This window comes from Brevundimonas sp. KM4 (genome assembly GCF_000964075.1).
In the GTDB taxonomy this organism is placed as follows: Bacteria; Pseudomonadota; Alphaproteobacteria; order Caulobacterales; family Caulobacteraceae; genus Brevundimonas; species Brevundimonas huaxiensis.
Genome location: NZ_JZRG01000005.1, coordinates 47743 through 67959, shown reverse-complemented (window position 1 = coordinate 67959; position 20217 = coordinate 47743). Strand labels below are relative to the sequence as shown.

Sequence of the window (20217 nt, the reverse complement as noted above, 5' to 3'; positions counted from 1 at the left end):
GGCGCACTCTCTGTTGTCTGCTGAAATCCGTCTTTTGAACGCCCCGAGGCCGGGCCGGTTCCTATTGTCGCACCCCTGGAACAAAATCCTGTTGCGGCGCAAACGGCCATCATCAGCAACTTTTGACGACGAAACGCGCCCGATTGGATGATTTATTCTTTTTGGTCCGCTGAGAACGCCTCATTGCAATAATATTTGCCTCTAACGCCTCGTTTGCGGCATATGCGAGATATGCATAAGACCCTGAAGCAAGGCGGGACATTCGTCGTCGAACCTCGCCGCCTGTCCAAGGCCTCGGCCGAACTGCGCGCGCGCGGTTTCGGCGAGATCACGATTCCGCCGTCCACGGAGACGGCCGAAAAACAGGCGTCGCGCTGCACCGACTGCGGCGTGCCCTTCTGCCAGAACGCCTGCCCGCTTCAGAACAACATCCCCGACTGGCTGCGCCTGTCGGCCGAGAACGAGCCGCGCGAGGCCTGGCGCGTCGCGTCCCTGACCTCGACCATGCCCGAAATCTGCGGCCGCATCTGCCCGCAGGACCGACTGTGCGAAGGGTCGTGCACCTTGAACCAGTCCGGCTGGGACGCCGTGACCATCGGCTCGGTCGAGGCTTGGCTGGGCGACCAGGCCTTCGCCAACGGCTGGGTCGAGCCGATCCGCCCGGCGGCCGAACGCGGCGAAACGGTCGGGATCGTCGGCGCCGGTCCGGCCGGTCTGGCCGCCGCCGACCGCCTGCGCTGCGAGGGCTATCAGGTTACGATCTATGACCGTCACGACCGCGCCGGCGGCCTGCTGATCTACGGCATCCCCGGCTTCAAGCTGGAGAAGCACGTCGTCCAGCGCCGCGTGGACCGGCTGATCGACAGCGGCGTCCAGTTCGTGCTGGGCTGCGAGGTCGGCAAGGACGTGACCCTGACCGAGCTGCGCGAGCGCCACGACGTCGTCCTGCTGGCCATGGGCGTCTATCAGCCCCGCACCCTGTCGGCGCCCGGTCGCGGGCCGGATTCAACCGTCGCCGCCCTGTCCTATCTGACGCATCAGAACCGTCGCGACCTTGGCGACGCCGAACAGGACGGCTGGCACGAGGCGCGCGGCAAGCGGGTCGTCGTCATCGGCGGCGGCGACACCGCGATGGACTGCGTTCGCACCGCCGTCCGGCAAGGCGCAGCCAGCGTCACCTGCCTGTATCGTCGCGACCGAGAGAACATGCCGGGCTCGGCCCGCGAAGTCGTCAACGCCGAGGAAGAAGGCGTCGTCTTCGAATGGCTGGCTGCGCCCAAGGCTCTGCTGTCGCAAGGCGATCAGGTCACGGGCGTGCGCGCCGCGCGCATGCAGTTGACGGAGGGCCTGCCCGGCCAGCGTCGCGACATCGTGCCGGTGCCCGGCGCCGACTTCGACGTGCCGGCCGACCTCGTCATCGAGGCCCTGGGCTTCTCGCCCGAGCCGTTCGCGGCGCATGAGCCGAACCTGCGCCTGCGTGATGACGGCACGATCAAGGTGGGCTCGGTCAGTTTCGCCACCAGCCTGCCCGGCGTCTTCGCCGCCGGGGACGCGGTGCGCGGCGCCTCGCTGGTCGTCTGGGCCGTGCGCGAAGGCCAGGACGCCGCCGCTGAGATCGACCGCTACTTCAAGACCCGCACCGAGGAGGTCGCGGCATGACCTGGTTAGACAAGTACAACGACACCCGCGACCGGATGGAAGCCGGAAACGCCTATGACCGCAGCTCGGAACGCGACGCCTGCGGTGTCGGCCTGGTCTGTTCCATCGACGGCACCCCCCGCCGTGACGTGGTCGAATATGCGATCCGCAGCCTGAAGGCCGTGGCCCACCGCGGCGCGGTCGATCCCGACGGCCTGTCGGGCGACGGCGCCGGCATCATGGCGGAGTTGCCCCAAGGCTTCTTCGCCGAACAGGTGGCCTCCATCGGCCAGTCCCTGCGTCCTGGGCCCATCTGCGTCGGCCAGGTCTTCCTGCCGCGCACCGACCTGGGCGCACAGGACCGCGCCCGCGCCATCGTCGAGACCGAGGCCCTGCGCGCCGGCTTCTGGATCTATGGCTGGCGCCAGACGCCCATCGACCTGTCGGTCGTCGGGACCAAGGCCGGCGCGACCCGGCCCGAGATCGAACAGATCATGCTGGCCCCGCCGCTGGACGACGCGGGCCAACCGCTGGACGGCGAGGCGCTCGAACGCGAACTGTATCTGTGCCGCCGCCGTATCGAGAAGACGGTCAAGACCGAGAACCTGGCCGGCGTCTATATCTGCACCCTGTCCGCGCGCTCGATCGCCTACAAGGGCATGGTGCGGGCCGAACTGCTGGGCGACCTGTATCCCGATCTGGAGGACCCACGCTTCGTCTCGGCCTATGCGGTCTTCCACCAGCGCTATTCGACCAACACCTTCCCGGAATGGAAGCTGGCCCAACCCTTCCGCATGATGGCCCACAACGGCGAGATCAACACGCTGAAGGGCAATCTGAACTGGATGAAGTCGCACGAGATCCGCATGGCGGCCGGCGCCTTCGGCGACCGCGACGGCGAGGTCAAGCCGGTGGTCCAGCCGGGCGGATCGGACTCCGCCGCCCTGGATAATGTCATGGAGGTGCTGGTCCACGCCGGTCGCCCCGCGCCGATGGCCAAGGCCCTGCTGATCCCCGAGGCCTGGGCCAAGGACGACGTGGTCATGCCCGCCGAACACCGGGCCTTCTACGCCTATTGCAATGCGGTGATGGAGCCTTGGGACGGCCCGGCCGCCATCTGCGCCGCGGACGGCCGCTGGATCGTGGCGGGCAAGGACCGCAACGGCCTGCGTCCCCTGCGCGCCGTCGAGACGGTCGACGGCCTGCTGATGGCGGGCTCCGAGGCCGGTCTGGTGCCCATTCCCGAGAGCCGGGTGAAGCGCCGCCTTCACATCGGTCCCGGCAAGCTGATCGCCGTCGATATGAAGCACGGCCGGGTCTATGACGAGCACGAGGCCGTCGACGCCCTAGCCGCCGCCCACCCCTACGAGGCGTGGCTGGATAACATGGTCGATCTGGAGCCCATCATCGGCCCCGGACCCGAGCCGCGCTCGGCCTCGGGCGAGGCCCTGACCCGCCGCCAGATCGCCGCCGGCTACAGCCGCGAGGACCTGGACCTGCTGCTGGACGCCTTGGTCCGCGACGGCAAGGAGGCGGTCGGCTCCATGGGCGACGACGCTCCGCCCGCGGTGCTGTCGGCCCTGCCCCGGCCGCTGTCGCATTACTTCCGCCAGAACTTCAGCCAGGTCACGAACCCGCCCATCGACCCGCTGCGCGAAGCGGGCGCCATGAGCCTGAAGACCCGGTTCAAGAACCTGGGCAACATCCTGGCTGAGGAAGAGGCCCAGACCGACGTCTTCGTGCTGGACAGCCCCGTCCTGACCAACGGCATGTACGAACGGATGATCGACACGGTCGGCGCCGGTTCGACCGTGGTCATCGACTGCAGCTACGCCCTGCCGTCCGACGACGCCCGCCTCGGCGCCGGTCTTCGCGCCGCGCTGGACCGCATCATGGACGAGGCCGAGGCCGCCGCCCGCGACGGCGCCGCCCTGATCGTGCTGACCGACCAGGCCGGGTCGGCGGATCGTCTTGCCGCGCCGATGATCCTGGCCACCGCCGGGGTCCACGGCCGCCTGACCAAGGCAGGCCTGCGCTCCTACTGCTCGATCGTGGTTCGCACCGCCGAGACGCTGGACCCACACGGGTTCGCCGTCCTGGTCGGGGTCGGCGCCACCACCGTCAACGCCTGGCTGGCCCAGGACCTGTTCCAGGAGCGTCTGGATCGGGGCCTGTATCCCGGCCTGACGCTGCGCGACGCCTGTCTGAACTACAAGGCCGGCATCGAGGCGGGGCTGCTGAAGACCCTGGCCCGCAAGGGGATCAGCGTCATCTCCGCCTATCGCGGCGGCTGCGAGTTCGAGGTGTTGGGCCTGTCTCGGGCGCTGACCGCCGAGTTCTTCCCCGGCGCCCCGTCGCGCATCTCCGGCATCGGCCTGGCCGGTCTGGAGCAGGCGGCGATGAAGCGGCACCGGATCGCCTGGGGCGAGGCTGTCCCTTCTCCGGCCATCGGCGGCTTCTTCAAGATCCGTTCGGGCGGCGAGGCCCACGCCCACGAGGCTAAGACCATCCACCTGCTGCAGGACGCCTGCAATCGCGGCGACTATCGCCGCTTCAAGCAGTTCTCCGAGGTCGTCCGCGCCCAGGCCGACCTGTCCCTGCGCGACCTCCTAGACTTCCGCGAAGGCGCGCCCATTCCGCTGGACCAGGTCGAGAGCGTGTCGGACATCCGCCGCCGCTTCCTGACCCAGGCCATGTCGCTGGGCGCCCTGGGGCCAGAGGCGCACGAGACGCTGAACATCGCCATGAACCGCATCGGCGCCCGCTCGGTCTCGGGCGAGGGCGGCGAGGATCCCGAACGCTATCACCCGCGTCCTAATGGCGACGACGCCAACTCGGCGGTGAAACAGGTGGCCTCGGGCCGGTTCGGCGTCACGGCCGAATATCTGAACCAGTGTCGCGAGATCGAGATCAAGGTGGCCCAGGGCGCCAAGCCCGGCGAGGGCGGACAGCTGCCCGGCTTCAAGGTCACCGAGTTCATCGCCCGGATGCGCCACGCCGTGCCCGGCACGACCCTGATCAGTCCGCCCCCGCACCACGACATCTATTCGATCGAGGATCTGGCTCAGCTCATCTACGACCTGAAGGCCATCAATCCCGATGCGCGGGTGACGGTGAAACTGGTGTCCGCCTCGGGCATCGGCGCCATCGCCTCGGGCGTGGCTAAGGCCAACGCCGACGCCATCCTGATCGCCGGCCACAACGGCGGCACCGGCGCCTCGCCCCAGACCTCGATCAAGCACGCCGGCCTGCCGTGGGAGATCGGCCTGGCCGAGGCCCATCAGGTGCTGACGCTGAACAATCTGCGCGGCTCGGTCACGCTGAGGACAGACGGCGGCGTCCGCACCGGCCGCGACGTGGTCATCGCCGCCATGCTGGGCGCCGAGGAATACGGCGTCGGCACCGCCGCCCTGATCGCCATGGGCTGCCTGATGGTGCGCCAGTGCCATTCCAACACCTGTCCCGTCGGCGTCTGCTCCCAGGATGAGCGGCTGCGCGAGAAGTTCACCGGCACGCCCGACAAGGTCGTGAACCTGTTCACCTTCATCGCCGAGGAGACGCGCGAGATCCTGGCCTCCATCGGCGCGCGCACGATGGACGAGATCATCGGCCGCACCGACCTGCTGCGTCAGGTCCGTCGCGGCGGCTCGCACCTGGACGACCTGGACCTGAACCCGCTGCTGGTTCAGGTGGACGAGGGAGCGGCCGGCAAATGGGCCGACAAGACGACCCGCAAGCCCATCGCCGACAGCCTGGACGCCGCCGTGCTGAAGGACGCCGTGCGCTTCCTGGATCGCGGCCAGACGCTGGAACTGTCCTATCCGCTGAACAACACCCAGCGCACGGTTGGCGCGGCCCTGTCCTCGGCCATCGTGCGCCGCTTCGGCGCGCACGGTCCGGCGGGCCGCCTGAAGCTGCGGCTGGAAGGCATCGCGGGCCAGAGCTTCGGCGCCTTTGCGGCCAAGGGTCTGGAACTGCATCTGACCGGCGAGGCCAACGACTATGTCGGCAAGGGGCTGTCGGGCGCCGAAATCTCGATCCGCACGCCGGAATGGCGCGAGGATCAGCTGATCTGCGGCAACACCACCCTGTATGGCGCGACCTCCGGCCGCTTGTTCGTCGCCGGCGCGGCGGGCGAGCGGTTCGCGGTCAGGAACTCCGGCGCCGAAGCCGTGGTCGAGGGCCTGGGCGCGCACGGCTGCGAATATATGACCGGCGGGCGCGTGGTCGTCCTGGGCTCGGTCGGCTGGAACCTGGCGGCGGGCATGAGCGGCGGCGAGCTGTTCGTGCTGGACCAGCCGGGCCATGCCGAGCGGGCTCTGAACGGCGATCTGGCGGGTGTCGCCGACATCGACGCGGATGCGGCCGACCGGCTGCGTGCGCTGATCGAGGCGCATCTGGCGGCGACCGCCTCGCCCCTGGCGCGGCGTCTGCTGGCGGATTGGGACAACAGCCTGAACCGCTTCGTCCGCATCGTGCCCCTGACCGACATCGTCGCCCGCACGGAACGCCTGAAGACCTCCGCCTGACACCGAACCGCCTGCCCTAGAAAGCCGCCATGACCCGATCCGCCGCCCTCGCCGTCACGCTCGTCGCCGGGGCGGCGGCCTTGGCCTCACCGGCCCTGGCGGCCCCAACCCTGGCAGACCCGGCCCTGCTGGCGCATCAGGCGCCGCTGGTCATCGACACGGCGGCGACGGCCTGGATCCTGACCTCGACAGCGCTGGTGCTGCTGATGACCCTGCCGGGCCTGGCCCTGTTCTACGGCGGCATGGTCAGGAAGAAGAACATCATCAGCGTCGTGGCCCAGTCGGCGGCCGCCTTCGCCATCGTCTCGGTCCTGTGGTTCCTGGTCGGCTACAGCCTTTCCTTCGGCAAGGGGCCGGAGGCGGTTAACGGCTTCATCGGCGGCGTGCAGGCGGCCTTCCTGAACGGCGTCACCGCTCGGACGGCCCACAGCCTGCTGCCCGGCCTGCCCGAACTGCTGTTCGTCGCCTTCCAGATGACGTTCGCCATCATTACCCCGGCCCTGATCGCGGGCGCCTTCGTCGAGCGGATGAAGTTCTCGGCCAGCCTGCTGTTCTTCGCCCTGTGGCACCTGATCGTCTATGCGCCGATCTGCCATCAGGTGTGGGGCGGCGGCTGGCTGGGCGGGCTGGGCGTGCTCGACTTCGCGGGCGGCGCGGTCGTCCACGTCAACGCCGGGATCGCAGGCCTGGTCTGCGCCCTGGTGCTGGGGCCGCGTCACGGCTTCGGGCGCGACAACATGGCCCCCGCCAACCTGGTCTATAGCGCCATCGGCACCGGCCTGCTGGTGGTCGGCTGGCTGGGCTTCAACGCGGGGTCGGCGGGAGCGGCGGATGCGCTGGCCGCCACCGCCGCCTTCAACACCATCCTGGCCGCTGCGGCAGCGGCTCTGGGCTGGATGACCCTCGAATGGTTCGATCGCAAGCGCCCGACCCTGCTGGGCCTGCTGTCGGGCGTCGTCGGCGGTCTGGTCGCCATCACCCCCGCCGCCGGTTTCGTCGATCCCAAGGGCGCCTTCTTCATCGGCCTGATCGGCGGCCCGGCCTGCTATGCGGGCGCGGTCTGGCTGAAGCACGCGCTGAAATACGACGACAGCCTGGATGCCTTCGGGGTTCACGGCGTCGGCGGCATCGTCGGCGCCCTGCTGACCGGCGTCTTCGCCACCACGACCGTCAACGCCCTGTCGGAGGGGGCGACCGTGTGGAAACAGGCTGTCGGCCTGGTCGGCGTCATGGCCTGGAGCGCGGCGGGCACCTTCGTCGTCCTGATGATCTGCAAGTTCACCACGGGCCTGCGCGTCACCAAGGACGAAGAGGTCGAGGGGCTGGACTATACCCAGCACGGCGAGGCCATCCACTGACCCCACAGGCGCTGCCGGTTGATCCCGCCCTCGCCAGCCCCCATCTTCATCTGTGACGGACGGTCTTGCCGATTGCGGGAGACCGACCGCTCGGTCGCTGATGCAAGGACCCCAGATGACGACGACGCGCACCCTCCTGTTCGACAGCCCCTTTCTGCTGGGCTTCGACCACACCCGCGCCCTGATCGACCGAGCCGCCAAGGCCGCGGCCGAAACCTATCCGCCCTACAATGTCGAACAGATCGGCGATGCGGGCGTCCGCATCAGCCTGGCCGTCGCCGGGTTCGCGCCCGACGAACTGGCCATTACCCTGGACGGCCGCCAGCTGACCATCGCCGGCAAGCGCGACGATGCGGGCAGGGGCGAACAGGCCTTTTTGCATCGCGGCATCGCGGCGCGCGGCTTCGTCCGCAACTTCGTCCTGGCCGACGGGCTGGAGGTCGAGGGCGCCCGGCTGCAGCATGGCCTGCTCCACGTCGATCTGATCCGGCCCGAGGCGGAGCGCCAGGTGCGACGTATTCCAATCACGACCGGCTGAAAACCACGACCATTCGAACCGCCCGGCGATCCGGGCGTTGTCAAAACTGAAGGAGGCGGTCCTAATGACGCCGATGACGATGACTAAGGAAGACTTTGCCGGACTGGGCGCCCCCGACCTGGTGTATGTGCGCGAGATCAAGGCCTCGGACCTGCTTGAAGAGGCGGTCGAGATTAAGGACGTGGATCTGAACCCCGGCCAGATGCTCTATGCCGTCCACAGCGCCGACGGCGAGCGTCTGGCGGTCATGATCGACCGCGACACCGCCTTCGCCGCCGCCGTAGCACACGAGCTGGAGCCGGTTTCCGTTCACTGATCTGATGCATGGCGGCGCGCAGGCGCCGCCGTTCACGCCGAAGTTCAGGCCGCTGTCGCGGCCGTGGCGTCCTTGACGAACAGGGCCCGGATCGCATCGGTCGTGCGCGCCTGTCTCAGTTGCTCCCGCAGTTCGGGCGACCGCAGCGCGCGCGACACCGCGGCCAATGCGCGCAGATGCTCGGCGCCCGCCTTGGGCGGTGCGAACAGGCCGACGATCAGATCGACCGGCCGGTCGTCCACCGCGTCATAGGCGACAGGCGTATCCAGGCGCACGAACACCGCCGTCACCTTCTCGACCTCGGTGAGACGCGCGTGCGGCACTGCGACCCCGGATCCTAGCCCGGTCGATCCCAGCGTCTCGCGTTCCATCAAGGCGTCGAAGATACGGGCTTCGTCGAGGCCCAGCGCATGCGATGCCGCCTCGGCCAGCGCGTGCAACGCCTGTCGCTTGGACGACGCGCCGCTGCGCAGCACCACGCCCTTGGGCGCGAGCAGATCACCGATGTCCATTACACAACCTCGATACACGCAGCAGACAACGGCGCGGCCGCCCGTTTAGAGACAACCGCGCCGAAGTCAAACTGAGGCTTAGTTCACCGAACCGTTGGTCTTGGCCGTCCGTTCGGGATCGATCCATCCGACATTGCCGTCCGGGCGACGATAGACGACCGCCAGACCGCCGTGCGCCGCATTGCGGAACAGCACGACCGGATAGCCCGTCATATCCAGCTCCAGCACGGCCCGTCCGACCGTGATGGTGCGGATTTCGTGCTCGGTTTCGGCGATGACCATGCCCACCGGCGGCGGGCCGTCGTTCTCGCTCGCGTCGCCGAAGACATCGTCTTCCACGCTGTCGGGGTCACGCAGCACGATGCTGCGTGCGACTTCGCGGGCGGCGTTTTCGGTCTTCTCGGGCGACAGACCCTTGGGTCCGATGTGGTGATCCTTGAGCCGGCGCTTGTAGCGACGAACCCGCTTTTCGAGCCGATCCAGCGCCTCGGTGAAGGCCGAGTGGGCGTCGCCGCCCATGCCGGTCGTCACCAGGGTCTGGCCCGACGCGAGGCGGACCCAACAGTCCACCTTGAAGTTGTGGCCGTCCTTGGACACCACGACCTCGGCGTCTTCACCGCCTCGGGCGAAGTATTTTCCGACCCCGTCTTCGAGTTCCTGGGAGATGCGCGAGCCTAACGCTTCGCCGACATCCACTTGCTTGCCGCTGACTTGGACTTGCATGCCGATAGAACGCGCCCGACCCGATTTGGTGTCAATCCAGATCACCGATTTGTGGTCACGCTTGGCTGTGGATTTCAGCCCGTCTTCATCATCCGGCGACGTTCGACCGAGGACGGAATCCTCAAGGCTTCCCGATATTTGGCCACGGTGCGGCGGGCGATATCGATGCCCGTTTCCTTCAGGATTTCCACGATCCGGTCGTCGGACAAAACGTCGCCCTCCAGCCCCTCGCCGTCGATCATGGATTTGATCTTGTGACGGACGGCTTCGGCCGAATGGGTTGAGGCGCCGTCCACCGACTGAATGGCGGCGGTGAAGAAGAATTTCAGCTCGAACACGCCCCGCGGCGTGGCGATATATTTGTTCGAGGTGACGCGGCTGACGGTCGATTCGTGCATGCCGATGGCGTCGGCGACGGTCTTCAGATTGAGCGGCCTCAGAAACTCGACGCCGAAGGCCAGGAAGGCGTCCTGCTGGCGCACGATCTCGGATGAGACCTTCAGAATGGTTTTGGCCCGCTGATCCAGCGACTTGACCAGCCAGTTGGCCTGGGCGGCGCAGTCGGCGACGAAGGTCTTTTCGGTATCCGAGCGCGCGCCGGCCTGGACCAGGCCGTGATAGCGTTTGTCGACCAACAGGCGCGGCAGGGTGTCGGCGTTCAGCTCGACCCGCCAGCCGCCGGCGGGGTCTGGCCGCACATGCACATCGGGCACGACCGTCTGCGCCGGCTCGCCGCCGAAGCCTGCGCCCGGACGCGGCGTCAGCGCCCGCAGTTCGGCGATCATGTCGGTCAAATCTTCGCCATCGACCTCGCAGACGCGGCGCAGGCCTGCCAGGTCGCGCTTGGCCAGCAGGTCCAGATTGTCCAGCAGCGCCGCCATCGCCGGATCGAACCGATTGCGCTCGATCAGCTGCAGCTTCAGGCATTCCGGCACCGACCGCGCCATGATCCCGGTCGGCTCGAAGCCGTGACAGACGCCCAGCACCGCTTCGATCCGCTCCAGCGGCACGCCCAGCCGATCGGCGAACTCGGCCAGCTCTCCGCGCAGATAGCCGCCCTCGTCCGTCGCATCGATCAGGGTCAGGGCGATCCCGTGGTCGGCCGGCGACAGACCCGCGCTCGACGCCTGGGCCTGAAGATGTTCCCACAGGGTCAGCTCGTGCGCGTCGGGCCGCTCGCCCTCGCCTTCGAACATCTGGCCGCCCTTGCCGGCGCTGGACCAGTCCGACAGCCCCGGCTGGGCCTCGTCGGTCATCCGGTCGCTGGTGCGCTCGCCGGGCGCCGCGTCGCCATAGACGTCGTCGGAACCGGCGTCCATCGAGGACGCCGCTGCGTCCGCGACCCCGTCGCCGAAGGACATTTCGCTGTCCGAAGCCGCCTCGACGCGCTCGACCGGTTCGGGCGTCTCGCTTTCCGGCTCCTCGCGTTGCAGCAGCGGATTGCGTTCCAGCTCGGCCTCGACGAAGTCCTCCAGCTCGAGGTTCGACAGTTGCAGCAGCTTGATCGCCTGCTGCAGCTGGGGCGTGATGACCAGCCCCTGCCCCTGCCTGACCTCTAACCTTTGCCCAATCACGTCCGAAATCTTCCCGCCCGGCCGCCGAGTGGCCCGGAACTTGCTGGGACAGAATGTCGCCGAACCGGTTAACGCGAGACGAACGCGGCCTCAGACCCTTTCGTCATCCTCCGGCAAGCCGCGTCTTCGCGGCGCAGACCGGGGGACCCAGCGGCGCCGCAGGCGATGCTTCAGCCGCACGATGTTGGAAAATCCTAGTCTGCGACGGGTTCGCGCTGTCGCGCGCCGCTGGCCCCCCGGTCTCGCTACGCTCGCCGGAGGATGACGACACCCGCAGATCAGATGTAGTTTTCGCCCAGATACACCCGGCGCACTTCGGCGTCGTGGATCGCCTCGTCGGACGTGCCTTCGAACAGCACCGCGCCGTTCGAGATGATCGATACCCGGTCGGTGATGTCCAGGGTCTCGCGCACATTGTGGTCGGTGATCAGCACGCCAATGCCTTGGCTGGCCAGATAACGGATCACGGTGCGGATGTCGGCGATGGCCAGGGGATCGATGCCGGCGAAGGGTTCGTCCAGCAGCATGAAGGACGGCCGTCCGGCCAGCGCCCGCGCGATCTCCACCCGCCGACGCTCGCCGCCCGACAGCGCCGTCGCCCGCGCATGGCGCAGATGGTCGATGTGCAGCTCGTTCAGCAGCCGGTCGGTCTCGGCGCGGATCTGGTCGCGCGGATAGTTCAGCTCGACCACCGCCTTGACGTTCTGCTCGACCGTCATGCCGCGAAAGATCGAGGCTTCCTGCGCCAGATAGCCCAGGCCCATGCGGCTGCGCTGATACATCGGCTGGCCGGTGATGTTCTCGCCGTCCAGCCAGATTGCGCCCGAGTCCGGCGGGATCAGGCCGGTGATCATGTAGAAGCAGGTGGTCTTGCCGGCGCCGTTGGGACCCAGCAGGCCCGCGACCTCGCCGCGCTGCACCGTCAGGGACACGTCGCGCACGACCTGACGCTGGCCGAACGACCGCGCCAGATTCATCACCCGCAGGCCCTTTTCCGCAGGCGCGGGCGCCACGGCGGCCGGTTGCGGCCGCTCGTCCAGGTTCAGGGCTGACAGTTCCTTGCGCGCCAAATGCTCAGGTCCGTGACGGCCAGACGGCCTCAGTTCGAGTTGGGATAGAAGACGCCCTGCACGCGGCTTCCGGCGGCGCCGCGCGGCGCGCCGTCCATGCGGGCGGTCTCGGTGTTGATGTTGTAGACCAGGCGCGAGCCGGTCAGGACGTTCTTGCCCTGGGTCAGGATGACGTTGCCCGTCACCACGATCTCGCCATTGCCCAGATTATAGACGGCGCGGTCGCCGCGCATCGACTGGTCCGGCGTCACGAAATAGACCGTCCCGCTGGCCTCGGCGCGTTGCAGATCGCCGCCCTCGCCGCTGACCAGGGTCAGGGTGTCGGCGCGAAAGCGATTGCCGCCCTGCGTCGCCTCGGCCCGGCCGCGCAGGATGATGCGGTTGGGCGCGTATTCGACCGAGTCCGCGCCATAGGCGACAGGCTGATTGGTCGCCTGGGCCTGGGCATCCACCAGGGCCGGCATGCCCACGACGGCCGCCGCCGCGACGACGGCCAGCGTCTTCGAAATCTTCGTCACGATCATCCGCCTGACCCCTTGGGCGTCAGAACGCCCTTCACCTTGTTGTCGCCTGCGCCGTCGAACACGACGCGCTGTCCCTGATCGTAGATCGCATAGGACGATGCGTTGATGGTTCCAATAGGGCCGGAACCCTGAACGCCCTTTGAACCGGTGACGTTTCCGGTCGAGGTGTCGACCACCGCCTCGGGCGTGGTCAGGACGAAGCCCGTCCCGCCGTCCGAAATGCGCACGTTCGGACCGATCGTCACCGTCTTGGCCTGCTCGTCATAGATGCCGCCGTCGGCGGTCAGTTCGGTGACCTTGCGCCCGCCCAGGTTCAGCTTCAGCGCCGGGCCGATCAGTTTGAACTTGCCGGTATTGGGGTCGCGCACCGCGCCCTGCGCGCCGACGGTGAAGGCGCGGCCTTGCGCGTCCTGACCGTGGAACAGGGGGGCGTCCAGGCGGACTTCCTGGCTCTGGCTGGCCTTGCGCTCCACCCCCGACATAACGGTGCGGAACACGGTCCAGGTCAGGGCGCCGCCCGCCAGCACCAGAATGACGATCGGCAGAACGCGGCGATACAGCTTCACCCGCCGCGAGCGTGCACGCCAGCGCGCGCCGGCCAGGGCGACCCTGGCCTCGTCGGCCTCGATGCGGGACTGTTCGCCGTGTTCGGTCAAGCGCGCCTCAGCTGTGGGCGAAGATGTCGGTCTCGTCCCAGCCGGCCAGGTCGAGCGCCGACCGCGTCGGCAGGAAGTCGAAACATTCGGCAGCCAAATCGGTTCGCCCTTCGCGCGCCAGCATCATATCCAGCTTGGCCTTGGCCGCATGCAGGTAAAGAACGTCCGACGCCGCATAGTCCAGCTGCGCCTGGCTCAGCGTCTCGGCGCCCCAGTCCGAGGACTGCTGCGCCTTGGACAGGTCCACACCCACCGTCTCGCGCACCACGTCCTTCAGCCCGTGCCGGTCAGTGTAGGTGCGCGCCAGCTTGGAGGCGATCTTGGTGCAATAGACCGGCCGCGTCTCGACGCCGAGGTGCAGCAGGAACATGCCGATGTCGAACCGGCCGAAATGGAAGATCTTGGTCACCGCCGGATCGGTCAGCACCCGCTTCAGGTTCGGACAGTCGTAGGCGGGCCGGTTCAGCCGCACGACATGGGCGTTTCCGTCGCCCGACGACAGCTGCACCACGCACAGCGGATCGCGGCGAAAACGCAGACCCATCGTCTCGGAATCGATGGCGACCTCGGACCCCAGGTCCAGATCGTCGGGCAGGTCGCCCTCATGCAGGTAAACGGTCATGCTCAGGCTCTTACACGGCGAACACGGCGCGCGAAACGGGCAAGCTTATTCACGAAACGGCCTCAAGCAGGAATGCGCCGCGCGCATTCCGATAGGCCAAAACAAAGAAAGCGCCGCACCGTTCGGTGCGACGCTTTCTGAAAGATGGTGCCCAGAAGAGGACTCGAACCTCCACGGCCGTTAAGCCACTGGCACCTGAAGCCAGCGCGTCTACCAATTCCGCCATCTGGGCCCCGTCGGCAGCGCCTTGCGGCGTTTCCATCGGGAAGGCGCGGACCTCTAAGGGAGGCTCCGGGCGGGGTCAACAAGGATTTTTCGCCTTTGCGAGATTTCTTGCGCACGCAGCGCGGCAAGCCTGGCCGCACTTCGTTTTCGATCCGCGTTCGGTGGCGACTTAATGGGCGCTAAGCCTGTTTTCTAACCCCGTCTTGAGGCCAGCTCGCCTAGAAGCGCCGCATGGCGGACCCGTCTTTCAGCCCCTCTGCGCCGGAGCGCTTCGCCACAGAGCGTCGCGCCCGGCCGCGCGCGCCGTTCCGCCAGAAACGCCGCGCCCGCGAGCGGGTCACGATCCTGGGGCAACCGATGGATCTGGTGAAGCCGGAAGAGGTGCTGCACCACATTCAGCAGGCGGTGCAACAGGGCGAAAAAAGTCTCATCGCCAATCACAATCTGCACAGCCTGTATCTGATGCAGAAGCGGCCTGAACTCGGCGCCTTCTACGATAGGGCCGATCTGATCGAGGTCGATTCGACGCCGCTGCTGGCCTTCTCGCGCGCCCTGGGCCTGCACAGTCGGGGCTTTCACCGCTGCACCTATCTGGACTGGCGCGGCCATTTCTGGAGCGTGGCGAACCGTCAGGGCTGGCGGGTCCTATCCGTCGGCGGCGCGCCCGGCGTCGGCGACGAGGCGGCCCGCCGTCTGAAGCTCCGCTATCCGGACGCCGACATCGCGATCCACCACGGATTCTTCGACGCCCGGCCCGGTTCGTCCGAGAACGCCGCCGTCCTGGATCGGATCACGGCCTTTAAGCCCCACATCCTGTTCGTCGGCATGGGGATGCCGCGCCAGGAGCTCTGGATCGCCGAAAACTTCGAGCGCCTGCCCGATTGCGTCATCCTGTCGGTCGGCGCCGCCTTCGACTATGAGGCGGGGGTTCAAAGCGCGGCCCCACGCTGGATGGGACGCGCGGGCGTCGAATGGGCCTATCGCCTGCTGCACGACCCCAAACGGCTGTTCGTCCGCTACTGCGTCGAGCCCTGGACGCTCTCCCGACTGGCCCTGCGCGACATCCGCAAGGCCAGGGGTCGCAACCGCTGATCACGTTATTCCTACTGGCCAGATAGATATTTATCGCCATGATCTCTCTGGACCGCCGCGTGTTATCGACAGCGACGGAAACGGGAAACGGGGGTGCGCGTGCCGCAGCAGAATGGACCGCATGTCGCCATCGTCGGCGCGGGTTTCAGCGGCCTGCTGACCGCTGTCAATCTGCTGAAGGCCTCGCGCGACGTGCGCGTCACCCTGATCGAACGGCGCGGCGTTTTCGGTCCAGGCACCGCCTATGACACCGGCAACCCCGGCCATCTGCTGAACGTCCGCCTGGACAATATGAGCGCCTTTCCCGACCAGCCCAGTCACCTTGCCGACTGGTTGGCCGAACAGCCGTCGTGGCGCGCCCAGGACGGCTTCATCACCCGCGGCGTCTATGGCGACTATCTTCAAGCCCTTCTGGACGAGGCGCTAGACGACGCGCCCGACCGCCTGACCCTGATCGGCGCCGAGGCGCAGTCCATCGATCGCCGGGACGACGGCTGGCGCATCGTGACCAGCGACGGAGAGGTTGCGGCCGATCAGGTCGTGCTGGCGCTAGGCAATCTGGAGCCCGCCTCGCCCCCTGGCGTCGAGGACGCGGTGCGCGCCTCCCCCGCCTATGTCGAAAACCCTTGGCGGTTCGATCCCCAGACGGCGCGCGACGCCCGCAATGTCCTGCTGATCGGTTCGGGCCTGACGATGGTGGATGCAGCCATCACCCTGCGCCGACCCGGACGCCGCCTGACCGCCCTGTCGCGTCACGGGCTTTTGCCCCGCGCCCACGCCACCGTTCCGCCCACGCCCTATGTCGGCGCCTTTTCGGGCAGCCCCGCCGAAATCCTGCGTCAGATCCGCGCTGCGACGGCCGAGGCGGACTGGCGCGCCGTGTTTGATCGCCTGCGTCATTGCGCGCGCGACATCTGGCGCCGCTGGTCGCGGGTTGAGCGCAGCCGCTTCCTGCGCCATCTGCGCCCCCTGTGGGACGTGCATCGTCACCGCCTGTCGCCCGGCCCGGCCCGTGACATCCATTCCATGCTGGCCGGCGGCGAGCTGACGATCCTGGCCGGCAAGCTGACAGAGCTGAAGGCCACCGACGTCATCGAGGTCTCGTGGCGTCCGCGCGGAAAGAAGCGCGCCATCAAGGCGCGGTTCGATCTGGTCGTGAACTGCACCGGGCCGCTGGGCGTGATCTCAAAGAGCACCGAACCGATGATCAGCGACATCTTGGACAAGGGTTACGGTCGCCCCGACCCCTTGGGCCTGGGCCTGCAGGTCGATGACGAGGGCGGTCTGCTGGACGGCGCAGGCGCACCCGCGCGCGGCCTTCACGCCATCGGCCCCCTGACGCGCGGCGCCTTCTGGGAGATGACGGCCGTGCCCGACCTGCGCGGCCAGGCCCGCGATCTCGCCGCCCGTATCCTGTCGGACCGCCCCTAGACCGAAACAACCGACGCGTTTAGCCTTTACACCCGAAACGATCGGGGGCGATGACATGGGGGCAAGGACAGGCATCGGCCTGCTGGTGGCGATCCTGTCTCTGGGCCTGACCGCCTTTGCGCCTCAGAGCGTGTCGGACTATCGGCTCGCCTCCGCCGACAAGGTGCGCATCGACGTCTTCGGCGAGGCGGCGCTGGGCGGCGAGTTCGTGATCGACGCCAACGGCCGGATCGCCCTGCCCCTGATCGGCGAGATCCAGGCTGCCGGCCTGACGGGCGCCCAGCTTCAGGACGCCGTCGCTCAAGCCTTGAGCCAGGGCTATCTGAACCAGCCGCGCGTCACCGTTCAGGTCCTGACCTATCGGCCGATCTACATCCTGGGCGAGGTCAACCGGCCGGGAGAATACCCCTATCTGCCGGACCTGACGGTGCTGAACGCCGTGGCGACGGCGCAAGGCTTCACCTATCGCGCCAACACGCGCCGCGTCTTCGTGCGTCGCGCCGGATCACAGACCGAAGAGGCCCAGCCGCTGACCGCCGATGCGCGTGTTTCGCCCGGCGACACCCTGCGGATCGGCGAACGCTACTTCTGACCCGCCGTCAGATCGGCATCGCCATGATTTCCTTATAGGCGGAAATCACCTGGTCGCGGACCGAGATCACCGTCTCCAGCGACGCCTCGGCCGAGCTCAGCGCCGTGACAACGTCGATCAGATTGCCTTGGCCCTGGACCGAGCGGGTCATCTGGGTTTCGGCCGCTCGCGACTGCTGGGTCATGTCGGTCATGGCGTTCTTGACCAGGTCGGCGAAGCCGCCGTCCCCGACGCCCGGCGCCTGGGCTGCGGTCGGCATGGCGCCGCCCTGGACGGCGGCATAGGCCTTGGCGGCCATCATCGGATTCATGGCCTAGTCCTCAGCGTTTGATGATGTCGAGGGTGCGGCTGTCCATCGACCGCGCCGTCTCGATGACGTTCAGATTGGCCTCATAGGCGCGCTGCGCCTCGCGCATGTCCATTGCCTCGACCAGGGTGTCGACATTGGGCCGCATCACATAGCCCTGCGCGTTCGCGGCCGGGTGCGACGGGTCATAGTCCATCTTGAAGTCGCCCTGGTCGGGCCGGACCTCGGCCAGGGTGACGCCGGTCGCTCCATCGACCTCGCGCGCCTGGAAGACCGGGATCTGGCGGCGATAGGGCTCGCCGCCCGGCGTGCGCGCCGTCGACTGGGCGTTGGCGATGTTCTCGGCGATCACGCGCATGCGCGACTGCTGCGCCTTCAGGGCCGAGGCCGCCACCGCCATGGCGCTGTTCGAAGGGGGGATGGGATCAGGCATGGGTCAGTCCTTCTCGGCCATCGGCTCAGGCGCCCGGCCGCTTGGCGGCCATGCGGATCATGGACATGGATTTCTGGTAGAAGCCAATGGCGGCGTCATACGCCATGCGGCTCTCGGCCATCTTCAGCATCTGCTCTTCGACCACCACCGAGTTGCCGTCCAGCGTGGTCTCCGAATCGGGCGCCTTGGTCGGAGCGAACCGCACCGGCGAACCGGCCGGCGCGATATGGGCCGCATTGGTGCGCACCATCTGCAGACCCCCGCCCGAGCGCATGGCCGCGGCGAAGTCGGTCGGCTGTTTCAGGTCGCGTCCGACGTAGCCCGGCGTATCGGCGTTGGCCACGTTCTCGGCGATGACCCGCTGGCGTGCGTCCAGCCAGCCCAGCCGGCCCTTGATCTGCCCCAGCAGCGGTATGTCGGCGACGCCCATGGCGGTCTCCCGTGCGACGCGGATGCGCGCGATGGGCAGAAAATGCCGCCTGGATGGTTAATAGGGGGTTATCTCAACGGGTCGTTAACCGTGGTGGTTAACATTCGCAGCTTAAGCGCGGACTGCGCGGGGCCTTTGCAGCGTCATGAATTTCCTCGATCTCGCCCGGGCGGTCTTCGGCCTGGCCTTCACCCTCGGCCTGATCGGGATCGCGGCCTGGGCTGCGCGGCGCTATGCGCCGCAAATCCTGGCCCGGCTGAATGCGGAGCGCGGCGAGCGCCGGCTTCAGGTCGTCGAGACCCTGGTGCTGGACCCCGCCCGTCGCCTCGTTCTGGTCCGCGTCGATGACGAGGAACGGCTGATCCTGCTGGGCGAAGGCCGCGAACTGATCGAACCGCGTCAGCAGGGGCTAGGCCAGTGAAGCCCGCCGTCTTCGTGAAGCCGACCGGCGCCGAGCTGAAACGCGCAGCCCTGCTGTCGCTTTTCACCACCCTGGTCTGTCTGGCCTGGCCCGTCGCGGCCCTGGCCCAGCAGGCGGCGCAAAGCGGCTCGGCCCTGAACATCGATCTCGGCACCGGAGCCGGCCTAACCCAGCGCGTGGTCCAGCTGGTCGGTCTGATGACCGTCCTGTCCCTGGCGCCGTCGATCGTCATCATGACGACCAGCTTCGTGCGGATCATCGTGGTCCTGTCGCTGCTGCGCACGGCGCTGGGCCTGCAACAGTCACCGCCGAACGCCGTCCTGGTGTCCCTGTCGCTATTCCTCAGCGCCATCGTCATGGCCCCGACCTGGCAGGACGCCTATGATTCGGGCATCCGTCCGCTGATGGATCAGCAGATCGAACTGCCCCAGGCCTTCGATCAGGCGTCCGAACCCGTAAAAACCTTCATGCTGGCCCAGGTGGACCGCGGGGACCTCGCCCTGTTCACCCGGCTGTCGAAGATCGACCCGCCCCAGAACGTCCAGGACCTGCCCCTGCGCGTGGTCACCCCGGCCTTCATGATCAGCGAGTTGAAGAAGGCCTTCGAAATCGGATTTCTCCTTTTCGTTCCGTTTCTTGTGATCGATCTGGTGGTGGCCAGCGTGCTGATGTCCATGGGCATGATGATGCTCCCTCCGGTGGTCGTCTCCCTCCCCTTCAAGTTGATCTTTTTCGTGCTGGTGGACGGCTGGCGATTGGTCGCCGGAAGCCTGGTCGAGAGCTTCCAACGGGCGTCCGGTACCGGATAATCCCCCGCCCCATATGGCTTCAAGCGTCATCGGCGCTTGCAAAGCATAGGGAAATCCGTGTTGATCCCCCGGTCCTCGCTCGGAATCGGGCGACTAACACTGGAAACGCTTCTTATGACCACTCAAGCCGAACTGATCGCCGCCGTCGCCAAGGACGCCGGTGTTTCGCAGGCCGACGCCGGCAAGGTGCTGACCGCGATCGTCGAAAACATCCACTCGACCCTGAAGTCGGGCGGCGACATCCGCATCTCGAACCTGGGCGTCTTCGACACCGCCGACCGCGCCGAGCGCGAAGGCCGCAACCCGGCCACCGGCGCGACCATCAAGATCGCCGCCTCCAAGGCCGTGCGCTTCCGCGTCTCCAAGCCGCTGAAGGACGCCGTCAACGGCTAAGCCTTTTCGGTCCTGCGATGCAGG

The 20217-nt window shown here is 67.5% G+C and carries 21 protein-coding genes and 1 tRNA gene; 11 read left to right on the top strand and 11 right to left on the bottom strand.

Annotated elements, in window-relative coordinates; genetic code table 11:
• The first annotated feature begins 231 nt into the window (after window positions 1-231).
• The 5 genes from VH88_RS01805 (at window position 232) to VH88_RS01785 (ending at window position 8379) form a co-directional block, all read left to right on the top strand.
• Entirely contained in the window at window positions 232-1659 is a 1428-nt protein-coding gene (locus VH88_RS01805) for an NAD(P)-dependent oxidoreductase (RefSeq protein ID WP_045809730.1), read from the top strand.
• Entirely contained in the window at window positions 1656-6167 is a 4512-nt protein-coding gene (gene gltB / locus VH88_RS01800) for a glutamate synthase large subunit (protein ID WP_045809729.1), read from the top strand. Before VH88_RS01805 ends, gltB begins: the two co-directional genes overlap by 4 nt.
• A 29-nt stretch (window positions 6168-6196) precedes the next feature.
• On the top strand, window positions 6197-7525 hold the full coding sequence (locus VH88_RS01795; RefSeq protein ID WP_045809728.1) for an ammonium transporter: 1329 nt from the start codon (window positions 6197-6199) through the stop codon (window positions 7523-7525).
• 115 nt (window positions 7526-7640) lie between these two features.
• Window positions 7641-8063, top strand: a complete 423-nt coding sequence (locus VH88_RS01790; protein WP_045809727.1) for an Hsp20 family protein — start codon at window positions 7641-7643, stop codon at window positions 8061-8063.
• Between the two features lie 64 nt (window positions 8064-8127).
• Window positions 8128-8379, top strand: a complete 252-nt coding sequence (locus VH88_RS01785) for a DUF1150 domain-containing protein (RefSeq protein ID WP_017506777.1) — start codon at window positions 8128-8130, stop codon at window positions 8377-8379.
• 44 nt (window positions 8380-8423) lie between these two features.
• On the opposite strand, the gene ptsN is transcribed toward VH88_RS01785, so the two are convergent.
• The 8 genes from ptsN to VH88_RS01745 all read right to left on the bottom strand — a co-directional run bounded on the left by ptsN (window position 8424) and on the right by VH88_RS01745 (window position 14292).
• A complete protein-coding gene (gene ptsN, locus VH88_RS01780; protein ID WP_039244754.1) occupies window positions 8424-8891 on the bottom strand; it encodes a PTS IIA-like nitrogen regulatory protein PtsN in 468 nt (155 codons plus the stop codon).
• A gap of 78 nt (window positions 8892-8969) precedes the next feature.
• Window positions 8970-9614, bottom strand: a complete 645-nt coding sequence (gene hpf, locus VH88_RS01775; RefSeq protein WP_045809726.1) for a ribosome hibernation-promoting factor, HPF/YfiA family — start codon at window positions 9612-9614, stop codon at window positions 8970-8972.
• Between the two features lie 74 nt (window positions 9615-9688).
• Window positions 9689-11188, bottom strand: a complete 1500-nt coding sequence (gene rpoN, locus VH88_RS01770) for an RNA polymerase factor sigma-54 (protein ID WP_045809725.1) — start codon at window positions 11186-11188, stop codon at window positions 9689-9691.
• Window positions 11189-11466: 278 nt separating this feature from the next.
• Window positions 11467-12258 (bottom strand): LPS export ABC transporter ATP-binding protein, encoded by a 792-nt coding sequence (gene lptB, locus VH88_RS01765; protein ID WP_174087076.1) that lies wholly within the window; start codon window positions 12256-12258, stop codon window positions 11467-11469.
• A 29-nt stretch (window positions 12259-12287) separates the two neighbouring features.
• Window positions 12288-12782, bottom strand: coding sequence for an LptA/OstA family protein (locus VH88_RS01760; protein ID WP_045809724.1), 495 nt, complete (start codon window positions 12780-12782; stop codon window positions 12288-12290).
• Window positions 12779-13438 (bottom strand): LPS export ABC transporter periplasmic protein LptC, encoded by a 660-nt coding sequence (gene lptC / locus VH88_RS01755; RefSeq protein ID WP_045809723.1) that lies wholly within the window; start codon window positions 13436-13438, stop codon window positions 12779-12781. Before lptC ends, VH88_RS01760 begins: the two co-directional genes overlap by 4 nt.
• A 7-nt stretch (window positions 13439-13445) precedes the next feature.
• The gene (locus VH88_RS01750; RefSeq protein ID WP_045809722.1) at window positions 13446-14060 is read right to left on the bottom strand and encodes a ribonuclease D; all 615 of its coding nucleotides are present in this window, start codon (window positions 14058-14060) and stop codon (window positions 13446-13448) included.
• Window positions 14061-14205: 145 nt separating this feature from the next.
• Window positions 14206-14292: transfer RNA gene (locus VH88_RS01745), tRNA-Leu, on the bottom strand.
• A gap of 224 nt (window positions 14293-14516) precedes the next feature.
• On the opposite strand from VH88_RS01745, the gene VH88_RS01740 reads away from it, so the two are divergent.
• The 3 genes from VH88_RS01740 (at window position 14517) to VH88_RS15525 (ending at window position 17400) form a co-directional block, all read left to right on the top strand.
• Window positions 14517-15377, top strand: a complete 861-nt coding sequence (locus VH88_RS01740) for a WecB/TagA/CpsF family glycosyltransferase (protein ID WP_045809721.1) — start codon at window positions 14517-14519, stop codon at window positions 15375-15377.
• A gap of 99 nt (window positions 15378-15476) precedes the next feature.
• Window positions 15477-16808: an FAD/NAD(P)-binding protein gene (locus tag VH88_RS01735; protein WP_045809881.1), complete on the top strand. Its 1332-nt coding sequence runs from the start codon at window positions 15477-15479 to the stop codon at window positions 16806-16808.
• A gap of 55 nt (window positions 16809-16863) precedes the next feature.
• Entirely contained in the window at window positions 16864-17400 is a 537-nt protein-coding gene (locus VH88_RS15525; RefSeq protein ID WP_197070962.1) for a polysaccharide biosynthesis/export family protein, read from the top strand.
• Between the two features lie 7 nt (window positions 17401-17407).
• Here VH88_RS15525 and VH88_RS01725 read toward each other — a convergent pair whose 3' ends face one another.
• The 3 genes from VH88_RS01725 to flgB are packed head-to-tail and all read right to left on the bottom strand — an operon-like array spanning window position 17408 to window position 18570.
• A complete protein-coding gene (locus VH88_RS01725; protein WP_045809720.1) occupies window positions 17408-17710 on the bottom strand; it encodes a flagellar hook-basal body complex protein FliE in 303 nt (100 codons plus the stop codon).
• A 10-nt stretch (window positions 17711-17720) separates the two neighbouring features.
• Window positions 17721-18140, bottom strand: a complete 420-nt coding sequence (gene flgC, locus VH88_RS01720) for a flagellar basal body rod protein FlgC (RefSeq protein ID WP_369796239.1) — start codon at window positions 18138-18140, stop codon at window positions 17721-17723.
• Between the two features lie 25 nt (window positions 18141-18165).
• A complete protein-coding gene (gene flgB, locus VH88_RS01715) occupies window positions 18166-18570 on the bottom strand; it encodes a flagellar basal body rod protein FlgB (RefSeq protein WP_045809719.1) in 405 nt (134 codons plus the stop codon).
• Between the two features lie 145 nt (window positions 18571-18715).
• On the opposite strand from flgB, the gene VH88_RS01710 reads away from it, so the two are divergent.
• The 3 genes from VH88_RS01710 (at window position 18716) to VH88_RS01700 (ending at window position 20193) form a co-directional block, all read left to right on the top strand.
• Complete coding sequence (locus tag VH88_RS01710) at window positions 18716-18991, top strand: flagellar biosynthetic protein FliO (protein ID WP_045809718.1); 276 nt, start codon at window positions 18716-18718, stop codon at window positions 18989-18991.
• Window positions 18988-19800, top strand: coding sequence for a flagellar type III secretion system pore protein FliP (gene fliP / locus VH88_RS01705; protein WP_039244769.1), 813 nt, complete (start codon window positions 18988-18990; stop codon window positions 19798-19800). The genes VH88_RS01710 and fliP overlap by 4 nt, the downstream gene beginning before the upstream one ends.
• Window positions 19801-19914: 114 nt before the next feature.
• Window positions 19915-20193 (top strand): HU family DNA-binding protein, encoded by a 279-nt coding sequence (locus tag VH88_RS01700; protein ID WP_017506838.1) that lies wholly within the window; start codon window positions 19915-19917, stop codon window positions 20191-20193.
• Window positions 20194-20217: the final 24 nt, after the last annotated feature.

Bases quoted from the DNA above. Each gene is read 5' to 3' on its own strand.
- hpf (WP_045809726.1), bottom strand. From the start codon at position 9,614: ATGCAAGTCCAAGTCAGCGGCAAGCAAGTGGATGTCGGCGAAGCGTTA.
- VH88_RS01790 (WP_045809727.1), top strand. From the start codon at position 7,641: ATGACGACGACGCGCACCCTCCTGTTCGACAGCCCCTTTCTGCTGGGC.
- VH88_RS01785 (WP_017506777.1), top strand. From the start codon at position 8,128: ATGACGCCGATGACGATGACTAAGGAAGACTTTGCCGGACTGGGCGCC.
- VH88_RS01760 (WP_045809724.1), bottom strand. From the start codon at position 12,782: ATGATCGTGACGAAGATTTCGAAGACGCTGGCCGTCGTCGCGGCGGCG.
- VH88_RS01710 (WP_045809718.1), top strand. From the start codon at position 18,716: ATGAATTTCCTCGATCTCGCCCGGGCGGTCTTCGGCCTGGCCTTCACC.
- VH88_RS01795 (WP_045809728.1), top strand. From the start codon at position 6,197: ATGACCCGATCCGCCGCCCTCGCCGTCACGCTCGTCGCCGGGGCGGCG.
- flgB (WP_045809719.1), bottom strand. From the start codon at position 18,570: ATGGGCGTCGCCGACATACCGCTGCTGGGGCAGATCAAGGGCCGGCTG.
- gltB (WP_045809729.1), top strand. From the start codon at position 1,656: ATGACCTGGTTAGACAAGTACAACGACACCCGCGACCGGATGGAAGCC.
- flgC (WP_369796239.1), bottom strand. From the start codon at position 18,140: ATGCCTGATCCCATCCCCCCTTCGAACAGCGCCATGGCGGTGGCGGCC.
- VH88_RS01725 (WP_045809720.1), bottom strand. From the start codon at position 17,710: ATGAATCCGATGATGGCCGCCAAGGCCTATGCCGCCGTCCAGGGCGGC.
- VH88_RS15525 (WP_197070962.1), top strand. From the start codon at position 16,864: ATGGGGGCAAGGACAGGCATCGGCCTGCTGGTGGCGATCCTGTCTCTG.
- VH88_RS01805 (WP_045809730.1), top strand. From the start codon at position 232: ATGCATAAGACCCTGAAGCAAGGCGGGACATTCGTCGTCGAACCTCGC.
- VH88_RS01740 (WP_045809721.1), top strand. From the start codon at position 14,517: ATGGCGGACCCGTCTTTCAGCCCCTCTGCGCCGGAGCGCTTCGCCACA.
- VH88_RS01750 (WP_045809722.1), bottom strand. From the start codon at position 14,060: ATGACCGTTTACCTGCATGAGGGCGACCTGCCCGACGATCTGGACCTG.
- ptsN (WP_039244754.1), bottom strand. From the start codon at position 8,891: ATGGACATCGGTGATCTGCTCGCGCCCAAGGGCGTGGTGCTGCGCAGC.
- VH88_RS01700 (WP_017506838.1), top strand. From the start codon at position 19,915: ATGACCACTCAAGCCGAACTGATCGCCGCCGTCGCCAAGGACGCCGGT.